The sequence below is a fragment of the Thalassobaculum salexigens DSM 19539 genome (assembly GCF_000423805.1).
Classification (GTDB): Bacteria; Pseudomonadota; Alphaproteobacteria; order Thalassobaculales; family Thalassobaculaceae; genus Thalassobaculum; species Thalassobaculum litoreum.
Genome location: NZ_KE384094.1, coordinates 709,119 through 728,660, shown reverse-complemented (window position 1 = coordinate 728,660; position 19,542 = coordinate 709,119). Strand labels below are relative to the sequence as shown.

Annotated in this window: 20 protein-coding genes and 1 pseudogene; 14 read left to right on the top strand and 7 right to left on the bottom strand. The window is 69.0% G+C overall.

Going from position 1 to position 19,542, the window contains the following annotated elements; translation table 11 throughout:
* The first annotated feature begins 2 nt into the window (after positions 1-2).
* The 5 genes from G578_RS0118590 (at position 3) to G578_RS0118570 (ending at position 4,339) form a co-directional block, all read left to right on the top strand.
* Positions 3-1,184: a CaiB/BaiF CoA transferase family protein gene (locus tag G578_RS0118590; RefSeq protein ID WP_211228959.1), complete on the top strand. Its 1,182-nt coding sequence runs from the start codon at positions 3-5 to the stop codon at positions 1,182-1,184.
* 55 nt (positions 1,185-1,239) lie between these two features.
* On the top strand, positions 1,240-1,764 hold the full coding sequence (locus tag G578_RS0118585) for a PAS domain-containing protein (RefSeq protein ID WP_028795527.1): 525 nt from the start codon (positions 1,240-1,242) through the stop codon (positions 1,762-1,764).
* Positions 1,765-1,877: 113 nt separating this feature from the next.
* Entirely contained in the window at positions 1,878-2,480 is a 603-nt protein-coding gene (locus G578_RS27035; RefSeq protein WP_051245003.1) for a helix-turn-helix transcriptional regulator, read from the top strand.
* Between the two features lie 83 nt (positions 2,481-2,563).
* The gene (locus G578_RS0118575; protein ID WP_028795526.1) at positions 2,564-3,184 is read left to right on the top strand and encodes an HD domain-containing protein; all 621 of its coding nucleotides are present in this window, start codon (positions 2,564-2,566) and stop codon (positions 3,182-3,184) included.
* 189 nt (positions 3,185-3,373) lie between these two features.
* Positions 3,374-4,339: a dimethylarginine dimethylaminohydrolase family protein gene (locus tag G578_RS0118570; RefSeq protein ID WP_028795525.1), complete on the top strand. Its 966-nt coding sequence runs from the start codon at positions 3,374-3,376 to the stop codon at positions 4,337-4,339.
* Positions 4,340-4,444: 105 nt separating this feature from the next.
* Here the strand turns inward: G578_RS0118570 and G578_RS0118565 are convergent, their stop codons facing one another.
* Both G578_RS0118565 and G578_RS0118560 read right to left on the bottom strand, forming a co-directional pair.
* Complete coding sequence (locus G578_RS0118565; protein WP_028795524.1) at positions 4,445-5,440, bottom strand: alpha/beta hydrolase; 996 nt, start codon at positions 5,438-5,440, stop codon at positions 4,445-4,447.
* Between the two features lie 123 nt (positions 5,441-5,563).
* Entirely contained in the window at positions 5,564-6,745 is a 1,182-nt protein-coding gene (locus G578_RS0118560) for a winged helix-turn-helix domain-containing protein (protein ID WP_028795523.1), read from the bottom strand.
* A gap of 55 nt (positions 6,746-6,800) precedes the next feature.
* On the opposite strand from G578_RS0118560, the gene G578_RS0118555 reads away from it, so the two are divergent.
* The 6 genes and pseudogenes from G578_RS0118555 to G578_RS27030 all read left to right on the top strand — a co-directional run bounded on the left by G578_RS0118555 (position 6,801) and on the right by G578_RS27030 (position 12,961).
* The gene (locus G578_RS0118555; protein WP_028795522.1) at positions 6,801-7,211 is read left to right on the top strand and encodes a VOC family protein; all 411 of its coding nucleotides are present in this window, start codon (positions 6,801-6,803) and stop codon (positions 7,209-7,211) included.
* Between the two features lie 12 nt (positions 7,212-7,223).
* On the top strand, positions 7,224-7,994 hold the full coding sequence (locus G578_RS0118550) for a class II aldolase/adducin family protein (protein WP_028795521.1): 771 nt from the start codon (positions 7,224-7,226) through the stop codon (positions 7,992-7,994).
* A gap of 35 nt (positions 7,995-8,029) precedes the next feature.
* Positions 8,030-8,500, top strand: a pseudogene (locus tag G578_RS30365) (NAD(P)-dependent oxidoreductase); the annotation flags it as partial.
* Positions 8,501-8,527: 27 nt separating this feature from the next.
* Complete coding sequence (locus tag G578_RS30360; RefSeq protein WP_342664903.1) at positions 8,528-8,920, top strand: NAD-binding protein; 393 nt, start codon at positions 8,528-8,530, stop codon at positions 8,918-8,920.
* Positions 8,921-9,060: 140 nt separating this feature from the next.
* The gene (locus tag G578_RS0118540) at positions 9,061-10,509 is read left to right on the top strand and encodes an adenylate/guanylate cyclase domain-containing protein (protein ID WP_028795519.1); all 1,449 of its coding nucleotides are present in this window, start codon (positions 9,061-9,063) and stop codon (positions 10,507-10,509) included.
* A 103-nt stretch (positions 10,510-10,612) separates the two neighbouring features.
* Positions 10,613-12,961, top strand: a complete 2,349-nt coding sequence (locus G578_RS27030; protein ID WP_051245002.1) for a molybdopterin-containing oxidoreductase family protein — start codon at positions 10,613-10,615, stop codon at positions 12,959-12,961.
* A 35-nt stretch (positions 12,962-12,996) separates the two neighbouring features.
* Here G578_RS27030 and G578_RS0118530 read toward each other — a convergent pair whose 3' ends face one another.
* Both G578_RS0118530 and G578_RS0118525 read right to left on the bottom strand, forming a co-directional pair.
* Positions 12,997-13,824, bottom strand: coding sequence for a TauD/TfdA dioxygenase family protein (locus G578_RS0118530; RefSeq protein WP_028795518.1), 828 nt, complete (start codon positions 13,822-13,824; stop codon positions 12,997-12,999).
* Positions 13,821-14,585 (bottom strand): SDR family NAD(P)-dependent oxidoreductase, encoded by a 765-nt coding sequence (locus G578_RS0118525; protein ID WP_028795517.1) that lies wholly within the window; start codon positions 14,583-14,585, stop codon positions 13,821-13,823. The genes G578_RS0118530 and G578_RS0118525 overlap by 4 nt, the downstream gene beginning before the upstream one ends.
* Before the next feature lie 155 nt (positions 14,586-14,740).
* Here G578_RS0118525 and G578_RS0118520 point away from each other — a divergent pair, with 155 nt between their 5' ends.
* Positions 14,741-15,439: a DUF599 domain-containing protein gene (locus G578_RS0118520; protein WP_028795516.1), complete on the top strand. Its 699-nt coding sequence runs from the start codon at positions 14,741-14,743 to the stop codon at positions 15,437-15,439.
* A 24-nt stretch (positions 15,440-15,463) separates the two neighbouring features.
* Here G578_RS0118520 and G578_RS0118515 read toward each other — a convergent pair whose 3' ends face one another.
* Both G578_RS0118515 and G578_RS0118510 read right to left on the bottom strand, forming a co-directional pair.
* On the bottom strand, positions 15,464-16,051 hold the full coding sequence (locus G578_RS0118515; protein ID WP_038015172.1) for a GNAT family N-acetyltransferase: 588 nt from the start codon (positions 16,049-16,051) through the stop codon (positions 15,464-15,466).
* A gap of 10 nt (positions 16,052-16,061) precedes the next feature.
* Positions 16,062-17,018 (bottom strand): homocysteine S-methyltransferase family protein, encoded by a 957-nt coding sequence (locus G578_RS0118510; protein ID WP_028795514.1) that lies wholly within the window; start codon positions 17,016-17,018, stop codon positions 16,062-16,064.
* A gap of 142 nt (positions 17,019-17,160) precedes the next feature.
* Between G578_RS0118510 and G578_RS0118505 the strand changes: the two genes are divergently transcribed.
* Positions 17,161-17,775: a TetR/AcrR family transcriptional regulator gene (locus G578_RS0118505; RefSeq protein WP_028795513.1), complete on the top strand. Its 615-nt coding sequence runs from the start codon at positions 17,161-17,163 to the stop codon at positions 17,773-17,775.
* A gap of 25 nt (positions 17,776-17,800) precedes the next feature.
* Complete coding sequence (locus tag G578_RS27025; RefSeq protein WP_051245001.1) at positions 17,801-18,205, top strand: group III truncated hemoglobin; 405 nt, start codon at positions 17,801-17,803, stop codon at positions 18,203-18,205.
* 196 nt (positions 18,206-18,401) lie between these two features.
* Here G578_RS27025 and goxB read toward each other — a convergent pair whose 3' ends face one another.
* The gene (gene goxB, locus G578_RS27020; protein ID WP_051245000.1) at positions 18,402-19,535 is read right to left on the bottom strand and encodes a glycine oxidase maturase GoxB; all 1,134 of its coding nucleotides are present in this window, start codon (positions 19,533-19,535) and stop codon (positions 18,402-18,404) included.
* Positions 19,536-19,542: the final 7 nt, after the last annotated feature.

The following is a 19,542-nucleotide window of genomic DNA, read 5'->3' as shown; positions in this document are numbered from 1 at the left end:
TCGTGACGGACAGTGACATTACGGGCGCCCCGGCCGGGGCGCTCGACGGGATCCGCGTCGTCGATCTCACCCGCATCCTGGCCGGGCCGTTCTGCACCCTGCTGCTCGCCGATATGGGCGCCGACGTGATCAAGGTGGAGCCGCCGGCCGGCGATCCGGTGCGCGGCCAGGGCGCCATGGTCGAGGGCTACAGCTGGTACTTCGCCCAGTTCAACCGCAACAAGAAGTCGGTCGTCCTCGACCTCTACACCGACGAGGGCAAGGCCGACCTGACCCGGCTGCTTGAGACCGCCGACGTGGTGGTGGAGAACTACCGCCCCGGCGTCTTCGCCAAGATGGGCTTCTCGGCCGAGCGGCTGGCGGAGATCAATCCGCGGCTGATCTGCGCCAGCGTCAACGGCTACGGCGCTTCCGGCCCCTATGTCGACCGTCCGGCCTTCGACTTCATCGCCCAGGCGATGAGCGGCTTCATGGCGGTGAACGGCGACCCGGACGGCCCGCCGCGCCGCGCCGCGCCGCCGATCTCCGACCTGATCGCCGGGCTGTACTGCGCCTTCGGCGTGGTCTCGGCCCTGCAGGCGCGGCACACAACCGGCCGCGGCCAGCAGGTGGAGAGCAGCCTGACCGGGGGACTGATCTCGATGATGGCCTATCTCTCCGCCGAATACTTCGCCACCGGCGCCAACCCGACCCGCACCGGCAACAACCATCCGATCGTCGCCCCCTACGGCCTGTTCCAGGCGGCGGACGGCGAGATCGCGGTCGCGCCCTCCAACGACACCTTCGTGGAGCGGTTCCTGCGGGTGCTCGGCCTGGAGGGGCTGCTGCGGGAGCCGGATTTCGCCGACAACGCGAAGCGCATGGCCAACCGGGGCGCCCTGAACGCCCGGATCAACGCGGTGACCCGGGAGAAGCCGGTGGATCACTGGATCGATGCCATCAACAAGGCGGGCTGCCCCGCCGGCCGGGTCATGGGACTGGACGAGGTGTTCACCGACCCGCAGGTGCTGGCCCAGGAGATGGTGATCCAGTCCGAGCGCGAGGGACGCACACCGATCAGGATGACCGGATTCCCGGTCAAACTCTCCCAGACGCCGGCCGCCCTGCGCCAGCCGCCACCCGAACTGGGTGAACACACCGAGCAAATTATAACCTTTGTGAGAAATGCCACAAAGTCGCATTGACGCTAGGGAATTCTGTCCGCACGATCTTCCCACGCTCGTCATTTCGGGACCGCAGATGGCCCTCACCGACCCTGTTTTCACCTATCCGGACCTCGACACCAGCTCGGTCGAGTACGCGCCGGATTTCAGCACGGCCGGGGTCCGTTCGTGGTTGCGCGCCGGCAAGATGCGCGACGTCCTCGACTTCTGGAACGACATCCGCCAGTTCCGGCGCTGTCCGGAGCTGGCGGATGTCGATTTCGCCTCGGTGCCGGAGCTGGCGAACTGGATGATCCTGCTGGAGCGGCCGGTGCCGGGCGGCGATTGCCTGTTCCGCACCGTCGGCAAGAAGATCATCGAGCTGTCGCATCTGGACGTCACCGGCCAGCCGCTGATGGCGCTGCCGGACCCGGAATACCGCCGGATGTTCCAGGCGAACTGCGACGCGGTCACCCGCGCCGCCATGCCGCTCGCCTCGCGCTACCGCCGCATGCTGAAGGGCGCGAGCTTCGACTTCGAACGGCTAGACCTGCCGCTGATGCTGGAAAGCGGCCGGATCGGCGGCGTCCTCGTCGGCATGCACGCGGCCGGCGCGGACTGATACGGCGCCGACTGATAGGGCGCCGACTGAGACGGCGGCCATGGCCGCCCGGCTTGCGCAATCATCCCTGATCCCCGACCATGGCCGCGGTTTCCGGATCGGTGGATATTCCCATGAATTTCGGTCCCGTCTTGCGCCGCATCCGCGCGGTGCGTCGGCTCAAGCAGCAAGCCGTCGCCGATCTGGTCGGCGTGACCCAGGCGACCGTGTCGCGCTGGGAGAACGGCGATCTGGCGCCGAGCGGCGATCAGCGCCGCCGGCTGCTGCGGCTGCTGCACAGTTCGGCCACGCTCGGCTCCGACCATGGCCTGCGCCGGCTGGTGGAGACCTCGCCGCTGCGGGTTCATCTGGTCTGCGACATCACCCACCGCCTGCTCGCCGCATCGCCGGCGCGGGAGGCGGAGTGGCACTCGGACGCCCGCACCTGGGAAGGACGCTCGCTCTATCGCTTCGCCACCGAGGAGATCCGCGCCGCCGAAGCCAGGCTGGATGACTGCGGCTGGTTCGAGGGCCGGGTTCCGGGCGCCTATTTCTGGACCGGGGCGAGCGAGCCGGGGACGGCCATCAGCATCCAGCAGGGTTATTGCCTGTGGGAGCGGCTCACGCTGAACGACGGCAGCCCGGTGCGCATGGCGACCACCCTGGGCCCCGACGCGGTGTCGGCGAGCGTGCTGAACAGCTTCGTGGATCTGCGCGGCCCGGCTTCGCCCGTGTGATGCGGCCGCATAACTTATGCGTGGAGCCCCCTGCGCGCGGCCGGTAGCGTCTCCCGGACCCGAAGCGCACGCGGAGGTCTCCCATGCGGAACCAGGCCCGCACCATCCTCGATTTTCTTAGCTTCAGTGAGCGGATCAAGCGCGAGCTGCGCCATTCCTGGCTGTCCGACGGCCGGCGGGAGAGCGTGGCCGAGCATTCCTGGCAGATGGCGCTGATGGCAATCCTGGTGGCCCCGCATCTGCGCCGTCCGGTGGACCTGCTGCGGGTCCTGGAGATGATCGTCGTCCACGACCTGACCGAGGCGGTGATCGGCGACATCCCGGCCTTCGAGGTCAGCCCCCGCCAGGACGCCAAGCGTCGGCGCGAGGCCGAGGCGGCGCTGCGCATCCGCGACAGCCTGGACGCCGATACCGGCGGCCACGTCTACGCCCTGTTCCTGGAACTGGAGAGCGGCGGCACGTCGGAGGCGAAGCTGGTTCACGCGCTCGACCGGCTGGAGGTGCAGGTCCAGCACAACCTGGCGGCGGACGAGACCTGGGAGCCGGTGGAATACCCGATGGTGTTCAACAGGCTGTCGCAGCCTTGCCGTCACGACCCGTTCCTCGCCGCCCTGGCGGCACTGGTGGAGGCGGACGGCGCCGCCAAGATGGCGGCGGCCGGCATCGACGTGGCGGCGGTGAGGCGGGCGGCCGAGGCCGCCTGACGGCGGGAAGAGGGCTCCGTCTTCGACCCACCACCTGACCCTATCCATCCTCCCCCTTTCCCGTCATCCTGGGGGTCGCCGGGATGACGAATGAAGGGAAGGGCGCGTTAGGGCCTGCGCATTTCGCCCCTTTGACTTTCGCCGGCCGCCCGACAATTCTCGCGCTCCAACGCGATCGGAGAAGCACCCGTGGACAAGACCGGCAACACCTTCAATTCGGCGGCCTATGGCGGACCCGGCTGGCAGGGGCGCACGCGCACCCACCGCGAGGAGATCGGCGATCTCTGGACCGCCAGCGGCATCGACAGCGAATACGCCACCTTGCGCTCGGTCCTGCTGCACCGCCCCGGCGGCGAGCTGGCGGCCGCCCTTGAGGATCCGAACTCGGTGCAGATGCTGGAGGCGCTCGACCTGGGCCGCGCCGGCGAACAGCACGACGCCATGGCCGAGGCCTACCGCGCCAATGGCGTCGACGTCCAGTATGTCGACCCGGCCGGCCAGCCGACCCCGAACCAGATGTTCTGCGCCGACCTGTTCGTGATGTCGCCGGAAGGCGCGATCCTGGCGCGTCCGGCCTCCACGGTGCGGGCCGGCGAGGAGCGCTGGGTCGCCCGGCGCTTGGCCGATGCCGGCGTGCCGATCCTGCGCGCCATGACCGGTAATGCGGTGTTCGAGGGTGCCGACCTGATGTGGCTCGATCCCGAGACGGTGATGGTCGGCCTCGGCCTGCGCACCAACGAGGACGCCGCCGCCCAGATCGCGTCTTCCATGGAGGAGATCGGGGTCGAGACCCTGGCCGTCGACATGCCCTACGGCACCATGCATTTCATGGGCATGCTGCGGATCGTCGACCGCGATCTCGCCATCTGCTGGCCGCGCCGCACGCCGTTCTCCACGGTGCGGGCGCTGGAGGAGCGGGGCTACGAGATCCTCTGGCTGCCGACCTCCGAGCCGGACAGCGTGCTGAACCGGGCGCTGAACATCGTCACCCTCGGCCCGCGCAAGATCCTGATGCTGGCCGGCTACGACGCGGTGCAGAAGGCCTACGAGAAGGCCGGCATCGAGTGCGTCACCATCGACGGCTCCGAACTGGTCAAGGCGGCGGGCGCCATCGGCTGCCTGACCGGCGTGGTCCGGCGCGATCTGGTGGGGTAGCGGCAGTACGCTCCCAGAATCGCCGCCCCCCATCTTTCACTCCCCGGATTTTTTCCGGGGAGTAGGGGAGGGGAGGGGAGCGTGTGGTGTATGCACCCGAGCCCCTCACACGGTCAGGATCAGCGTGCGGTCCGGCCCCGCCGGAACGCGGCCGCCTTCGATCGTTGCCGCCATATGCTCGAAGGCGACGCCGGGCGCGCCTTCGGTCACGCCGTTCGTGCGGAAGAAGTAGCTGTGCCCCTTGGGGCGGTCGTACAGGTTGTTGAAGTCGTCGCAATCGATCGCGTAGACGTTGCTCGGGACCTTGGCCATGTCCTCCGGTCCGGTATGGCCGAGCCGACGTGAGATCGTCTTGTTGCCGGGCGTGTTGGCGATCTTGCTGGCGGACATCGCCAGGTCGTCATTGGCGAAATAGACGATCACGTTGCGGGCGGTCTGGGTGATCCGGTGACCCGACCAGCCCGGCTCCAGCGACTGGTTGTCGACGTCCGCGGCGAACATGAAGATGTTCTTGAAGATCGCCGGCATCCCGCCTTCATAGGTGGTCCAGCGGTCCAGGGTGAAGCGCAGGACCCGATTGCCCATCGAGTGGGCAAGGATATTGATCGGCCGATAGCAGGCGTTGTCGCCGCCCCGGTTCGCGCGCCACTCCAGGAACTTCCCGAGCACACGGGCGAAGCCGAAGCCGCTCTTGTCGGCGGCGTCCTGGTCGTCCCAGTAATCCTTCATGATCCCGAAATCCTCGTCGCAGGGCCACAGGAGCAGGATGACCTCCACCGATTTCGCGTTCGGATCGTTGGCGAAGCGCGCGTCCATGAGCTTCTGCAACTCGGCCGCCCGGGCGAAGGCCGACTCCGCGGTGGTGCTGAAACCATGCAGGTAGAGCAGGATTTCCTGCTCGATCGACCCCTGGGTGCGTTTGAAGAAGGCCTGGCTGCCGATCTCGTGCAGCACGCCGTCGTCGTCGCGGCGCAGGAAATAGACGGAGCTGCCGGGGTCCCGGTCCCGGGGGTGCAGTTCGAAGACGCGCTCGGGCCGGCTGGGCGTGGGCGCCCATTTGTCGGGCCCGCCCTTGCGGGCATAGTTGGTGATCACAAGCATGGCGCTTCCCCCGTCACGATGGCTGCGAGAACGATATCGCAACCAATCGGGGTGTTCTGTGGCGATCGCCACACGGCCGGTATCGGCGGACCCACCGGCCGCTGGGCCGCCGCCAGGGGCGCGCTACCGCACCACCCGCTCCATCCCGGTGAACACCCGCCAACGCTCGATCTCGGCATCGATCTTGGCGTCGCGCGCCTTCGACGCCCGCACGCCCGGCTCCATCCACATCCCCCGCACCTCAAGCTCGCCGCGGTTGCGATGGGTCTTCAGTTCGATGCGGCCGACCAGGCGGTCGCGTTCCAGCATCGGCAGCACGTAGTAGCCGTAGACCCGCTTGGCCGCCGGTACGAAGGCCTCGAAGCGATAGTCGAAGCCGAAGATCCGCTGGGTGCGCTCGCGCTCGCGGATCATCGGGTCGAACGGCGACAGGAACCGCACCCGCGCCGGCGGTTCCGGCGCCTGGCGGGCCAGATCCAGCACGTCCGGCCGCGCCCAGACCGGCCGCACAGAGCCGTCCGCCTGCTCGATATCGATCCGGCGCAGGGTGTTGTCGCTGACGCATTCGCACCAGGCCTGGGCCTCGGCGGGGGAGATCGAGTCGAAGAACCGGGCCACCTCGCCATGGGTGGCGACCGCCAGCCGGGAGATCGCCTCGCGCCCGGCCCAGTCGATGAAGGCGGCGTGGTCCGGCTCCGGGTCGTGATGTTCCGGCGGAATGACCCGGTGCGACAGGTCGTAGACCTTGGCGAAGCCCTTGCGGCCGGCGACCGCGAACTCGCCGGAGCGCCAGAGATACTCCAGCGCGGTCTTCGACGGCGTCCAGCCCCACCACGCCCCACGCTCCTCGGTGTCGTCGGGGGTGACGTCGCGCGAGGTCACCCGGCCCTCGGTCTCGACCCGGCGGCGCATCTCGTCCAGCACCTCGTCGCGCCGGCCGGCGAAGCGCTGGTCCCAGTGCGGCGCGCGGTCCATCCGCGCCTTGTAGCGGGCGAAGCGCGGCTTCCAGTAGGGGTAGAACCGGGTCGGGATGATGGAGGCGTCGTGGGTCCAGTGCTCGAACAGCGAGCGCCGTTTCTCCAGCAGGTGCTTCAGGTGGGACTTCTTGTAGCCGTTGGCCCGGGTGAACAGGATGTGGTGGTGCGCCTGTTCCAGGGTGGAAATGGTGTCGACCTGCACGAATCCGAGCCGGTCGATCAGCGCGTCGAGCCCGTCGCGGGTGAGCGCGCCGCCGGGCGACTCGGACAGCGCGTGCTGGTGCAGGAACAGACGGCGCAGCTCGGTATTGGAGAGACGGTCGGTCATGGCGTCGTCCGGGGCCCTGGGTCTATGCTGGGGAAAAGCCGTGAGGGAGGTCACCATGCCAATCGGAAGACTCGATCATGTCAATCTCCGCACCACCGACGTCCCCCGCCTGGTGGACTTCTACGAGCGCGTGCTCGGTCTGAAAAAGGGAAAGCGGCCCGATTTCGGCTTCGGCGGCGCCTGGATGTACTCCGGCGAGGACGCGGTCGTGCACATCGTGGAGACCGGCGCCACCGCCGACTACCGCGGCGACCAGCAGCTCGAGCACTTCGCTTTGCGGGCCACCGGGCTGGAGGAGTTCCTCTCCCATCTGCGCTCCCTGAACATTGCATACAAGTGTGGGGTTCTGCCCGGCGACGGCTTCGGCCACACTCAGGTGAACATCTTCGACGCGGACGGGAATCACATCCATATCGACTTCCCGCCGCAGGAAAACGCCGACATCACCGAGTTCAAAGGGACCTGAAGGAGATCAGCCGTGACCGTCACATCGATGCCCCGCACGAACCGCTGGTCTGAGGAAGAGCGCCAGACCCGCGAGGACCTCGCCGCCGTCTACCGCGTCTTCGCCGCCAAGCAGATGGACGACCTGATCTACACCCACATCTCCGCCCGGGTGCCCGGCGACGAGGAGCACTTCCTGATCAACCCGTTCGGGCTGATGTACGAGGAGGTCACCGCCTCGAACCTGGTGAAGATCGACCTGCAGGGGAACATCGTCGAGGACAGCGCCTACCCGATCAACTACGCCGGCTTCATCATCCACGGCGCGGTGCACGAGGCGGTGCCCGGCGCGCATTGCGTCATCCACCTGCATACCGACAGCGGCGTGGCGGTGTCGTGCCAGCGCGAGGGGCTGATCGATGCTTCCCAGTTCGGCATGTTCCTGCCCGGCGGGATCGCCTATCACGACTATGAGGGGCTGGCCTTCGACGACGCCGAGAAGCCCCGTCTGGTCGCCGATATCGGCCAGTGCAAGGCGATGATCCTACGCAACCACGGCACCCTCACCATTGGCGAGACCGTCGCCGAGGCGTTCTTCCACATGTACAACCTGGAGCGCGCCTGCCGCGTGCAGGTGCTGGCCCAGGCCGGTGGCCAGGCCGAGGTTCTGCCGATCGCACCGGAGATCGTCGCCCATACCCGCGCGCAGAAGTCGGAAGGCGCGCGCCTCGCCGGCATCGGCACGCTCGAGCTGGCCGCCTGGAAACGTAAGCTGGACCGCATGGGCAGCGACTTCCGCAACTGACTTCCTCCATCTGACGGACACTCGAAGGGAACGAGAGAATGACCAACCCGATCGGCTTCATCGGCCTCGGCAATGCCGGGGCGTCGGTCTGCAAGGCGCTTCTGGACAAGGGCCAGACCGTGATCGGTTTCGATTTGAGCCCCGAGCGCCGCAAGGCGGCGGCCGAGATCGGCGTGACCCTGGCCGACAGTGCCGCCGACGTGGCGTCCAAAGCCGACCGGATCATCCTCTCCCTGCCCAAGCCGGAAGCGTCCATCGCCGTCGTGGAGGAGATCCTCGCCGCCGGCCACCGGCCGTCCATCGTCATCGAGACCAGCACCGTCACCCCGGCGACCGCCATCGCCTGCCACACGCGCTGTCGGGCCGAAGGGGTCGGCTTCGTCGATGCCGCCATCGCCGGCGGCGTGGCCAGCATGGCCTCGGCCAAGATCACCTTCTTCCTGGGCGGCTCGCCGGAGGAGATCGCGCTGGCCCGTCCGGTGCTCGACCTGCTGGCCGAGCGGATCTTCGAGCTCGGCCCGATCGGCGCCGGCATGGGCACGAAGGTGGTGAACAACGGTGTCATGCACGCGGTCATGGTCGTGCTGATCGAGGCCTTCGCCATGTCGACCAAGCTCGGCGTGCCGGTGCAGACCATGGTCGACATCCTGAACCGGGAGGAGGGGCTGATGCGGCCGCTGGTCCACCGGGTGCAGGAGCGCATGGCCGACGGCAACTACACCGGCGGCATGTCGGTCTCCAACGCGCGCAAGGATTCCGTCCTCGCCCTGGAGACGGCGCAGAACCTGGGCGTGCCGCTTTTCGCCACCCTGGCCTCCCACACCCCGTACGAGATCGCCGAGGCCAAGGGCATGGGCGACCTGGACTACGCCGCGCTGGCCACCCTGTGGGAAAACTGGGCCTCGGTGTCGTTCGAGAAGAAGTGAGGCCGCTGGCACTCCCTCGGGAATCGCGATACTGAAACAATTGAAATGTTGTCGGGTATGCGCGTGAAACGCTGACCGCATATCTATCCCGCCGCTCCGAGAGGTTGGGCGGGATTCGGTCCGGGTGGGGGAGAGCCGGTGTGGCTCAGGTCGTCGCATACGAGATTGAGATCCAGTCGGACGGGAAGTGGCGCACGCTGCAGACCTACGACCCAAGCGAACTCGGCGAGGCCCAGTCCGAGATTCAGCGCCTTCAGCGCAACCCTCCGGGCAGCGGCCTCAAGCTTATCGAGGAAACGCTTGGCGAGGATGGCATGTTCAAGCGGCGCACGCTGATGTTCAAGCGGCTCGACGAGGGCACGCCGCCGCCGGCCTCCCTGCGGGCGCCCGCCACCTCGCGGGCCGTCACCGGCGGCGCCACCGCCCGGGGCCGCACCACCGCCGCGCGCCCGGCAGCCAAAGTCGGCAAGCCGGTCGGCGGTGGCCAGCGCATGGGCTTCGGCGGCTCGCTGGCCGATCTGCTGTCCTTCCTCTTCGTGCCGCTTCGCGCCCGCCAGACGGGGGTCGGCTCCGATCTGGCGAAGGGCGACATCGCCAAGATCGTTCCGCCGGAGATCACCGGACCGACGCGCAAGCGCGGCCAGGTGCCTATCTTCGAGGACGAGCAGGATGTGGCGCTCGACGACCTGATCATCGCCGACGCGACCTACCGCCAGTTCCGCAGCTTCTTCGAGACCCTGCGGGAAGGCGGCGCCCTGGAGGCGGCCCGGCGGGATCTGGAATTCGCGCGCAAGATCAGCCTGTTCGCGGTCGGCGTGCTGTTCTCCATCGAGCAGGACATCAACATCTTCTCCGACCGCGGCCGCTCGATCGTGGCCCAGGTGCTGAAGTTCTTCATCGAGAGCACCGACGCCATCGGCCATTTCGTGGAGACCATGGAGCGCTACCTGACCGAGAAGGAGGCGCCGGCCTCCATCCGCGTCGGCTCGCGCTGCTTCCGGCTGTATCAGAGCGCCGATATCGACGGCCTGAAGCAGACCTTCGAGGAGGCGTTCGGCATCGTCGATACCCTGGAGGAAGGGTTGGGCGGCACGGTCAAGGTGGGCATCCTGTTCACCGACATCGTCGACAGCACCCGCCTGACCAGCGAGATCGGCGACGCCGCCGCCCAGTCCGTCATCGACCACCACGAGAGTGTGGCGCTCGACATGTGCCGGCGCTTCGGCGGGCGCAAGGTGAAGCACCTGGGCGACGGACTGATGCTGAGCTTCGCCAACAAGGAGCGCATGGTCGCCTGCGCCGTCGCCCTGGTCGACAGCATGAAGGGGCTCGCCAACCGCCCCGACGCGCCGGAATACAAGATCCGCTGCGGCGGGCATTTCGGCGAGGCGATCAGGAAGGACGAGGACTTCTTCGGCTCCACGGTGCAGCTCGCCGCCCGGATCTCCGCCCGGGCCGGCGACAACGAGGCCTGCTTCTCCACCATGCTGTTCGACCGCGACCTGCCGACCTACGCCCTGTTCGAGGACCGCGGCGCGGTGGAGTTGAAGGGGATCAGCCAGAAGGTGATGCTGGCGGTTTACGGCTGACGGCCCAGGCCGATCGGGACCTTCCGCCGCACGGTGGGCTCCTCTAGGGTGAAAGGCTGCCGGCCGCGTTGCCGCCCCTTTCCCCCTGTCGTCGCGAGGCCCCGTGAGCGCGATCACCCGCACCCCCGCCTTCTGTACCCAATGCCGGTCCCGCTGCGGCTGTGTCGCCGTGGTGGAGGATGGAAAACTCACCGGCATCGACCCGCTGCCCGGCCATCCGAGCGGCGAGAAGCTCTGTCCCAAGGGGCGGGCCGCCCCCGAGCTGGTCTATCACCCCGACCGGCTGACCCGGCCGTTGCGCCGCACCGCGCCGAAGGGGGCGGCCGATCCGGGCTGGGAGCCGATCTCCTGGGACGAGGCCCTGGACGAGATTGCCGGGCGCATGGCGACCGTGGCGCGCGAGCACGGACCGGAACAGACCGCGTTCTCCGTCACCACGCCGAGCGGCACCCATATCTCCGACTCGATCTCCTGGATCGAGCGGCTGATCCGCGCCTATGGCAGCCCGAACACCATCTACGGAACCGAGATCTGCAACTGGCACAAGGACTTCGCCAGCCGCTTCACCTACGGCACCGATATCGGCACGCCGGATTTCGCCAACACGGACTGTGTCGTGCTCTGGGGCAACAACCCGGCCGCGACCTGGCTGGCGCGCTCGGTGGAGATCCAGAAGGCGATGCGCCATGGGGCCAAGGCGATCGTGGTCGACCCCCGGCCCATCGGCTTCGCCCGCCGTGCCGACCAGTGGCTCGCCGTGCGGCCCGGCACCGACCAGGCGCTGGCGCTCGGCCTCGCCCATCTCCTGATCGAGGGCGGGCGGTTCGACCGGGACTTCATGACGCGCTGGAGCAACGGCCCGCTGCTGGTGCGCCGGGACACCGGCCGGTTCCTGCGCGAGGCCGATCTGGTCGCCGGCGGCGGGGCGGACGTGTACCTGGCCATGGCCGAGCAGGGCGGGCTGCTGCGGTTCGACGCCGGCCGGGGCGTGTGGCTCGACGAGGGCCTGCCGGCACTGCGCGCGGAGCGGGATTTGGATACACCCGACGGCCCGGTCGCCTGCCGCAGCGCCTTCGAGGTCTATGCCGCCGCCGCGTCCGACTGGCCGGCCGGGCGGGTCGCCGAGGTCACCGGGGTGCCGGTGGAGGCCCTGCACAAGGCGGCCGCCCTGCTGGCCGAGGCGTCGTCGGTCGCCTATTACGCCTGGAACGGGGTGGGCCAGAGCCCGACCGCGACCCAGACCGACCGGGCGATCTCGCTGCTCTACGCGCTGACCGGCAGCTACGGCAAGGCCGGCGGCAACGTGCCGGGCGGGGCCGCGTCCTTCGCCGACATCTCCGGCGGCGACCTCATGGCACCGGAGCAGAAGGCCAAGGCGCTCGGCCTGCGGGAACGGCCGATCGGCCCGGGGCTCAGCGGCTGGGTCACCGCCCGCGACGTATGGCGGGCGGTGCTGGCGGGCGAGCCCTATCCGGTGCGGATGCTGGTGTCCTTCGGCACCAACCTGCTGGTGTCCCAGCCCGACGGCGACCTGGCCAAGCGGGCGCTCGCCGCGCTCGATTTCCATGTCCATGTCGACTTCTTCGAGAACGCCACGGCGCGGCACGCCGATATCCTGCTGCCCGCGGCCACCTCGTGGGAGCGCGAGGGATTGCGCACCGGCTTCGATGCCAGCCTGGAGGGCATGCGCCAGGTGCAGCTCCGCCCGGCGGTGATCGATCCGGTCGGCGAGGCGCGCTCCGACACCGACATCGTGCTCGCGCTGGCGAAACGGCTGGGCCTGTCCGACGCGTTCTTCGGCGGCAGTGCGGATGCGGGTCACGACCATGTGCTGGCCGGCGCCGGGCTTTCGGTGGAGCGGCTGCGGGCGGCGCCGGAAGGCGTGACGGTGCCGGGGAGCGTGGCGCTGGAGGCCCATGCCATTGCCGACGGGGGCGGGGTGCCGCGCGGCTTCCCGACGCCGACCCGGCGGCTGGAGGTCTATAGCGAGCGGCTGCACGCGCATGGCGGGGCGGGGGTGCCGGCCTTCGATCCGGCGGTCCTGCCCGAGCGCGAGGAGGCCTGGCCGCTGCGGCTCGGCTCGGCCAAGACGGTGGCCTATTGCCACAGCCAGCACCGCAACATTCCCTCGCTGCGCCGGCTGATGCCGGATCCGATTCTGGAAATGGCGGCCGAGGACGCCGACGCGCGCGGGCTGAAGCCGGGCGACTGGGCGGTGGTGAAGACGGCGCGCGGCCGGGCGGTGGCGCGGGTTTCCATCATCCGCGACCTGGAGCCGGGCGGCGTGTTCGGCCAGCACGGCTGGTGGGTCGACGGCCCGGACGGCAGCCCCTACGGCCGCGACCATCCGCTGGCCGCCAACATCAACGCGACGATCGACACCTCGGTGTCCGACCCGGTCAGCGGCTCCATCCCCCTGCGCTGCTCCCGATGCGAGGTGGAACGGCTTTAGCGGCAGAAAAATGTAACGCTGGAGCGGCTCCGGCGTTACGTCACCGTGCCGCCCTTCAGGGTGATCCGGTGCATTTCGCGGCGGTGGCCGTGGTAGTCGTTCACCGGGTAGTGCATGGCCGCCCGGTTGTCCCACATCACCAGCGTGCCCTCGCGCCAGCGCACCCGGCACTGGAATTCCTCGCGGCACTGGTGCTGGTGCAGCCAGCCGAGCAGCGGCGCGCTCTCCTCCTCGGTGAAGCCGTCGAAGCGCACCGTGTGGCCGACATTGAGGTACAGCGCCTTCTTGCCGGTCTCCGGATGGGTGCGGACCACCGGATGGCAGGAGGTGAATTCCTTCTTCGCGTCGTCGCCCTTCACCCGGTCCTCGCGGGTCTTGGTCGCGTTCGCCTTGGCCGAACTGTTGATTGCGCGCAGCGGCGCCAGCATTGCCTTCATCCCGTCGGACAGCGCCTCGTAGGCGGCGACCTGGGAGGCGAACAGGGTGTCGCCGCCGACCGGCGGGATCTCGCGGGCCAGCAGCATGGTCGCCATCGGCGGCTTCTCCATGTAGGTCGTGTCGCTGTGCCACAGCCCGCCGAAATTGTTGCGTTCCTCCGGCTCTTTGATGATCGGCGTGACCATCGGGAAGCCGTCGATGCCGTTCAGAAGGGGATAGATGTCCGGCTCGCCGATCCGCTCGGCGAAGCGCACCTGCTGCTCCGGCGTCATGTCCTGGTCGCGGATCACCAGCACGTGGCGGTCGTTGAACGCCTGGCGCAGGGCGGCGGTGGTATCGTCGTCCAGCGCGTTCAGGTCGAGGCCGGTGATCTCCAGCCCGATATGCGGGGCCATCGGCTCGTTCGGGAATGGCAGGTTGCTCATGTGAGGAACGCTCCTCCGTTCACGTGAAGGGTCTGGCCGGTGATGAACCGGCCCTGCGGTCCGACCAGATGGCGGACCATGGCGGCGATCTCTTCCATCGTGCCCTTGCGGCCGGCCGGCACGCCGGCGGCGCGCATGGTGCTGGGCATCTGCCCGGCGGCGGCGCCGCGGACGGTGTCGATGGCGCCGGGGGCGATGGAATTGGCGGTGATGCCGTGCGGGCCGAGCTCGACCGCCAGCGCCCGCATCAGCCCCTCCAGCCCGGCCTTGGAGGCGGAGACGTGGCAGCGCTCGGGCGTGCCCACATGGGTCGATACCCCCGATAGCCCGACAATGGCGCCGCCCTCGCCTCCCTGTTGGCTTCTGGCGATCATGTGCGGCACACAGGCGCGGGTGAGGATGAAGGCGCCGTCCAGTGCGACCGACAGGATCTCGCGCCACTCGGCGAGGCCCATCTCCAGGAACGGCGTCTGGCGGCGCAGGCCGGCATTGCTGACGACGATATCGATGCCGCCGAAATCGCCCACCGCACGCTCGACCATGGCGGTGACCGCGGCCTCGTCGGCGACGTCGGCCAGGTGCCCGACAGCGCGGCCGCCCAGTGCGCGGATCTCCTCGGCCACGCCGTCGACCGCCGCCTGGTCGCCGCGGCCGTTGACCACGACGGCGGCACCGTCCCGGGCCAGGGTCAGCGCGATCTCGCGGCCGATATTCTTGCCCGCCCCGGTGACGACGGCGATCTTTCCGTCCAGCGATCCCATGACGTCCTCCCATGCCGATCCGTATCAGGACCCTTTGCGATCAAAGGGTAAGCGCCTTGCTGCCCGCCGCACAGGGCGAAAGCGACACGGATTGCCGGGCGCCTGTCCGCATTCCTCGGCGGCACGGCGCGTGCAAATCTGCTATCGCATGGGACATGACGACGCTGATGCAGATCTTCTCGCCCCTCGACATCCTCGCCCTGGTGATCTTCGTCACCACCTGGCTCGGCTACGAGATTTTCGGCGAACGGGCGGCCGAGCGCGGCGCCAACCTGTCTGGGCTGATGCAGGGGTGGCGGGACGACTGGACGGCGGCCGCGGTGCATCGCGACAACCGGATCATCGACATCCAGATCCTGCGCTCGCTGGCCGGCAATTCCGCCTTCCTCGCCTCCACGGCGATCTTCGTCATCGGCGGTCTGGCGGCGATGATCGGCGGGTCGGAGCACGCGGTGCTGATCCTGAACGGGTTCGAGTACCTGCTGGAGACGACGCGCGACCGCTTCGGCCTGATGGTCGGGGCGCTGATCGTGGTGTTCATCAACGCCTTCTTCCGGCTCGCCTGGTCCCTGCGGCTGCACAACAACGCCGCCGTGGTGCTCGGCTCGATCCCGCAGCCGGGTGCGTCGGACGACCCGGAGGTCGCCCAGGACCGCGCCCGGGTGGTCGCCCGGATCACCACCCTGGCCGCCCGGCACTACAACGGCGGGATGCACGCCTATTATTTCGGGCTCGCCGCCTGCGCCTGGTTTCTGCACCCGGTCGCACTGATCGCCGCATCCCTGTGGGTGGTGGCGATCCTGTATCGCCGCGAGTTCCGCTCCCGGGCGCATGCGGCGCTGGCGCGCAAATAGTCGCCAGCGCCCCCTATCGTCGGATCAGTCGAGGACCTTGATCAGCAACTGCCAATGGGTGCCCGGGTTTCGCCAGTCCCCCTTGCCCATGGGCCGCTCGGCCCGGAACTCGAAGCCGAACCGCTCATACAGCCGACGGGCACCGGCGTTCGCGCTGGAGACGATGATCGACATCCGGGTGCAGCCACAGTCGCGGGCCTGACGTTCGGCCTCGAAGAGCAGCCGGCAGCCGATCCCGTGACTGCGCCAGTCGGGCATGACCGCCAGCACGTTCACGTACCAGCTTCCCGCCGCCAGGTTCTCCAGTTCCTGCAGCGGGACGAACATCGCCGGCATATCCTCGTCGATCGCCTGCGCGGCGCCGAGCGGATAGCCGACAAGCCCGCCCTGGACCCGGCCGGCCAGGGTCGCGAGGGTGGCGTTGCCGTGAGAGAAGGAACCCTCGCCCCGCCGAGCCCGGCGCAGGCCGACATCCCGTGGGGTCTCGCCCGGTTCCGCCATGCCTTTCCAGACATGGGTGACCATGCCCTCGCTCGCCATCTCCACGATCTCGACGAGGGCGAGAGCGTCGTCCGGACCGGCCGGACGCAGGATCAGGTCGTGATAGCCCATCCCGTCCCCCTCAGGCCGCGCGGGCATGGCCGGAGCAGCGCCCGCCGATCTGCTCCAGGTGGCGGTGATCGGTGCCGCAGCAGCCGCCGAACACGTTGGCGGCGGGCAGCAGCGTCCGCAGCCGGGCATAGTCTCGGCCGAGCTGCTCGGGATCGCCCGCATCCAGATCGGTGGAGTTGTCCAGCTCGGCATGGCTGCGGGTCGAGGCGTTGGCCCGCACGCCGCGGATCCGGTTGATCCAGTCGCCGCCCTTGGCCAGCACCGACTCGAAATGGGTCGGGTGGGCGCAGTTGATCATGTAGTAGGCGGCGGCCCCGTCGGTCGCGGCGTCGGTCTCCTCGATGGCCTCGCCCAGCGGCTGGCCGGTGGGAAGACGTCCGTCGGTCTCCAGGGTGAAGGAGATCACGCTGGGCATGGAGCGCCTGGCGGCGGCTCGCACGATGCCGACGGCCTCGGGCACGTTGGTCAGGGTCATGGCGGTGACCATGTCGGCCTCGGTGTCGCTGAACAGGGCGATCTGGCAGGCGTGATAGGCTTCGGCCTCCTGCGTCGTCATCACGTCGCCCGGATCGTAGCCGTCGCCGCGCGGGCCAATATTGCCGGAGACCACCACAGGGGTCGCCGACGTCTCCCAGCGGTCGCGCAGAGCGGCCAGGTCCTCGATGGCGACCTGGTTCAGGCGCAGGTGTTCCGCCTCGGAATAGCCGAGCTTGCGGGTCCAGTCTCGGCTGGCGCGCCAGGTGACACTCTCCAGCACGAAGCCGCAGCCGTTGTTCCGGGCGATCTGGAGATACTGTTCTGAATACTGTTTCAGCCGCTCGCGGCCGCCGTCGCGGCGCAGCAGGTCGATGGCGGCGAAATGCGGCAGGTCGATGCCGTCGATGAAGACAAGGGTGGTTTCGAGACCGCCGTCGGTCAGGAACGGCCCGCCGTCGAGCTGCGGCAGGCGTGTGCGGTAGCGTGCCATGGTTGGCCTCCTCATGTTTCGCGGTGGCCGGAAAATCGGCGGATGCCATGGTTAACGCTAGTAAACCTGCGGTACGGAAATCGAACTGAAACAAATGCCCTCTAATCCGTCGGAGATACCGGCCGAGGAGGAGGAGTTCGGAATGCGCAGAGGAGAGCAGACGCGGGAAAAGATCCTGGACATCGCCGAGGACGCGGTGCTGGCGAAGGGCTTCGGCGCCACCTCGATCGAAGAGGTGATCGCCGCCGTCGGGATCACCAAGAGCGGATTCTTCTATCACTTCCGCGATAAGAACGAACTCGCCCGGGCGATGCTCGTGCGGTTCCTGAAGCGCGACGACGCCGTGCTGGACGACCTGTTCGCCGTCGGCGAGGGCGAGGATCCGCTCGCCGCCTTCCTGAAGGGCCTCGACCGTTTCGCCGCCATCATGGGCGAGATGGAGCAGGGGCATCCGGGCTGCCTGGTGGCGACCTACTGCTACAACGAGGTTCTGTTCGACCGCGAGGTGCGCGAGCTGAACCGCCTGGGCGTGCTGGCCTGGCGCGAGCGGTTCCGGCGGATCTTCGACGCCATCGACGCCCGCTATCCGGCGAACGACGTGGTCGATATCGACGCGCTGGCCGACATGGTGTCCTCGGTGACCGAGGGCGGGATCGTCATGGCCAAGGCCTTGAAGGAGCCCGGCGTCCTGGCCGAACAGATCCGGCTGCTGCGGTCCTACGTCAAGCTGCTCTACACGCCGTCGCTCGCCGCCTGACCGGATGCCGTGGTAGCGTGCGGCCATGACCGACGCTTCCAATTCCGCACCCGACCGGTCCGCCCTGGCCCCACCCTTCGCGCGGGTCAGCGAGGACGACATCTCCCTGGTGGTCGAAACATTCTACAGCCGGGCGCGGGAGGACGAGATGCTCGGCCCCGTCTTCATGCGCCATGTGGAGGACTGGCCGGCGCATTTCGAGCGGCTGAAGGCGTTCTGGTCGTCGGTGCTGAACCTGACCGGGCGCTATGACGGCATGCCGATGCGCGTGCATGCGGGAATCGGCGAGCTGACGCCGGCGCATTTCGACCGCTGGCTCGCCCTGTTCGCCGAGACCCTGGCCGATACGGTCGACCCGCGGGCGGCCCAGGAATTTCTCGTCCGAGCCCGCAACATGGCCGACGCGCACAAGCGGTTCCTGTTCCGATAGAGAGCTGGCTGCTCGCGAGGGGTAACGGTCCTCTCACCATTTCCTTCCCCCAATTCCCCTTTCGGCTTCCCGGCCCTGCGCCGGGATCGAGGGTGCGGCTTGCCGGAGCTTTCCTGGGCCTAGCGAGGCGTTCCAGCGCGTGTCTTCCCTAGGCCCGGGCGCAAGGCCGGGGAGACGGATGCGGGGGATTGAAGCGTCAGTTGGCGCTCTGCCGGCGCCGCCAGAACGGCGCGTCGGCGAACCGGCGTTCCTGCGCGTACATGGCCCGACGCTGAGCCAGGAACCCCGCCACCCCGTCCAGCACCGATCGGGCATAGGCCTCCAGCGCGGTGTCGTCGCCCTCCAGCGCCGTCGACAGCACGCTGCCGGCGCGGGCGCCCGCCCAGAGTGCGGTGGTCATGCCGTGGGAGGAGAGCGGGTCGAACGCCGCCGCGCAGTCGCCCGCCGCCATCCATGGCGCGCCGTCGACCCGCCCGGCGGGCGGGACAAGCCAGGTGGTCCCCGCGCTCGACAGGCTCGGGGGCGCGTCCAGCGCGAAGCCGGCATCCTCGATCCAGCGGCCGACATGGCGCGTGCCGGCGACCAGGGCGGTCCAGGCGGTGAGGTCCCGGGTCGGGGTCTCGCCCAGCAGGTCCGGGTCGGTGAAATAGGCGACCGACAGCATGCCGTCCGGCCGCAGGGCGGCGTACCACCAGCCGGTTTCGACCGCCTCGATCAGGACCGCCCGGGTCGGCTCCACGCTGTCGTCCCGGTGCGGCAGAAAGGCATGGGCGGCGACGAGCTGGTCGGCCCGGTGCCGTTCGGCAGCCCGGCGGGCGACGACGGAACCGCGGCCCGAGGCGTCCACCACCGCATTGGCGGTCAGCGTCTCGCCATCCTCCAGCGTCAGGTGCCAGGCACCGTCGGCGGCACCTGCATCGCTCACGCGGGTCGCGAACACCCGGCTGGCTACCGCCTCGGCATGGCGCCGCAGGTCCGCCTCGAACCGGGACCGGTCCAGCACCAGTCCCGGTCCCTCCAGATGCAGGATCGCGTTGCGGTCGAGCAGCTGGTCGCCGCCCCAGGAGGACAGGGTGGTGTGGGACACCCGATGCCCGGCCGCCGCCATGGTGTCGGACAGGCCGAGGCGGGCGAGGATCGGGTTGGCGGCCGGCGCCAGGGTCTCGCCCACCGGGTCATGCCCGGCCTCGGGGGGCGGCGCGACCCAGAGCACCTGCAACCCGGCCTGGTCCCCGGCCCGGCCCCCTGTCAGGCCCGCAGCCTCCACGAGCGCGAGCACGGCCGCCGGCCCGGCGATGCCGGCCCCGATGACGGCGACGGTCTTTCCCATGGCGGCC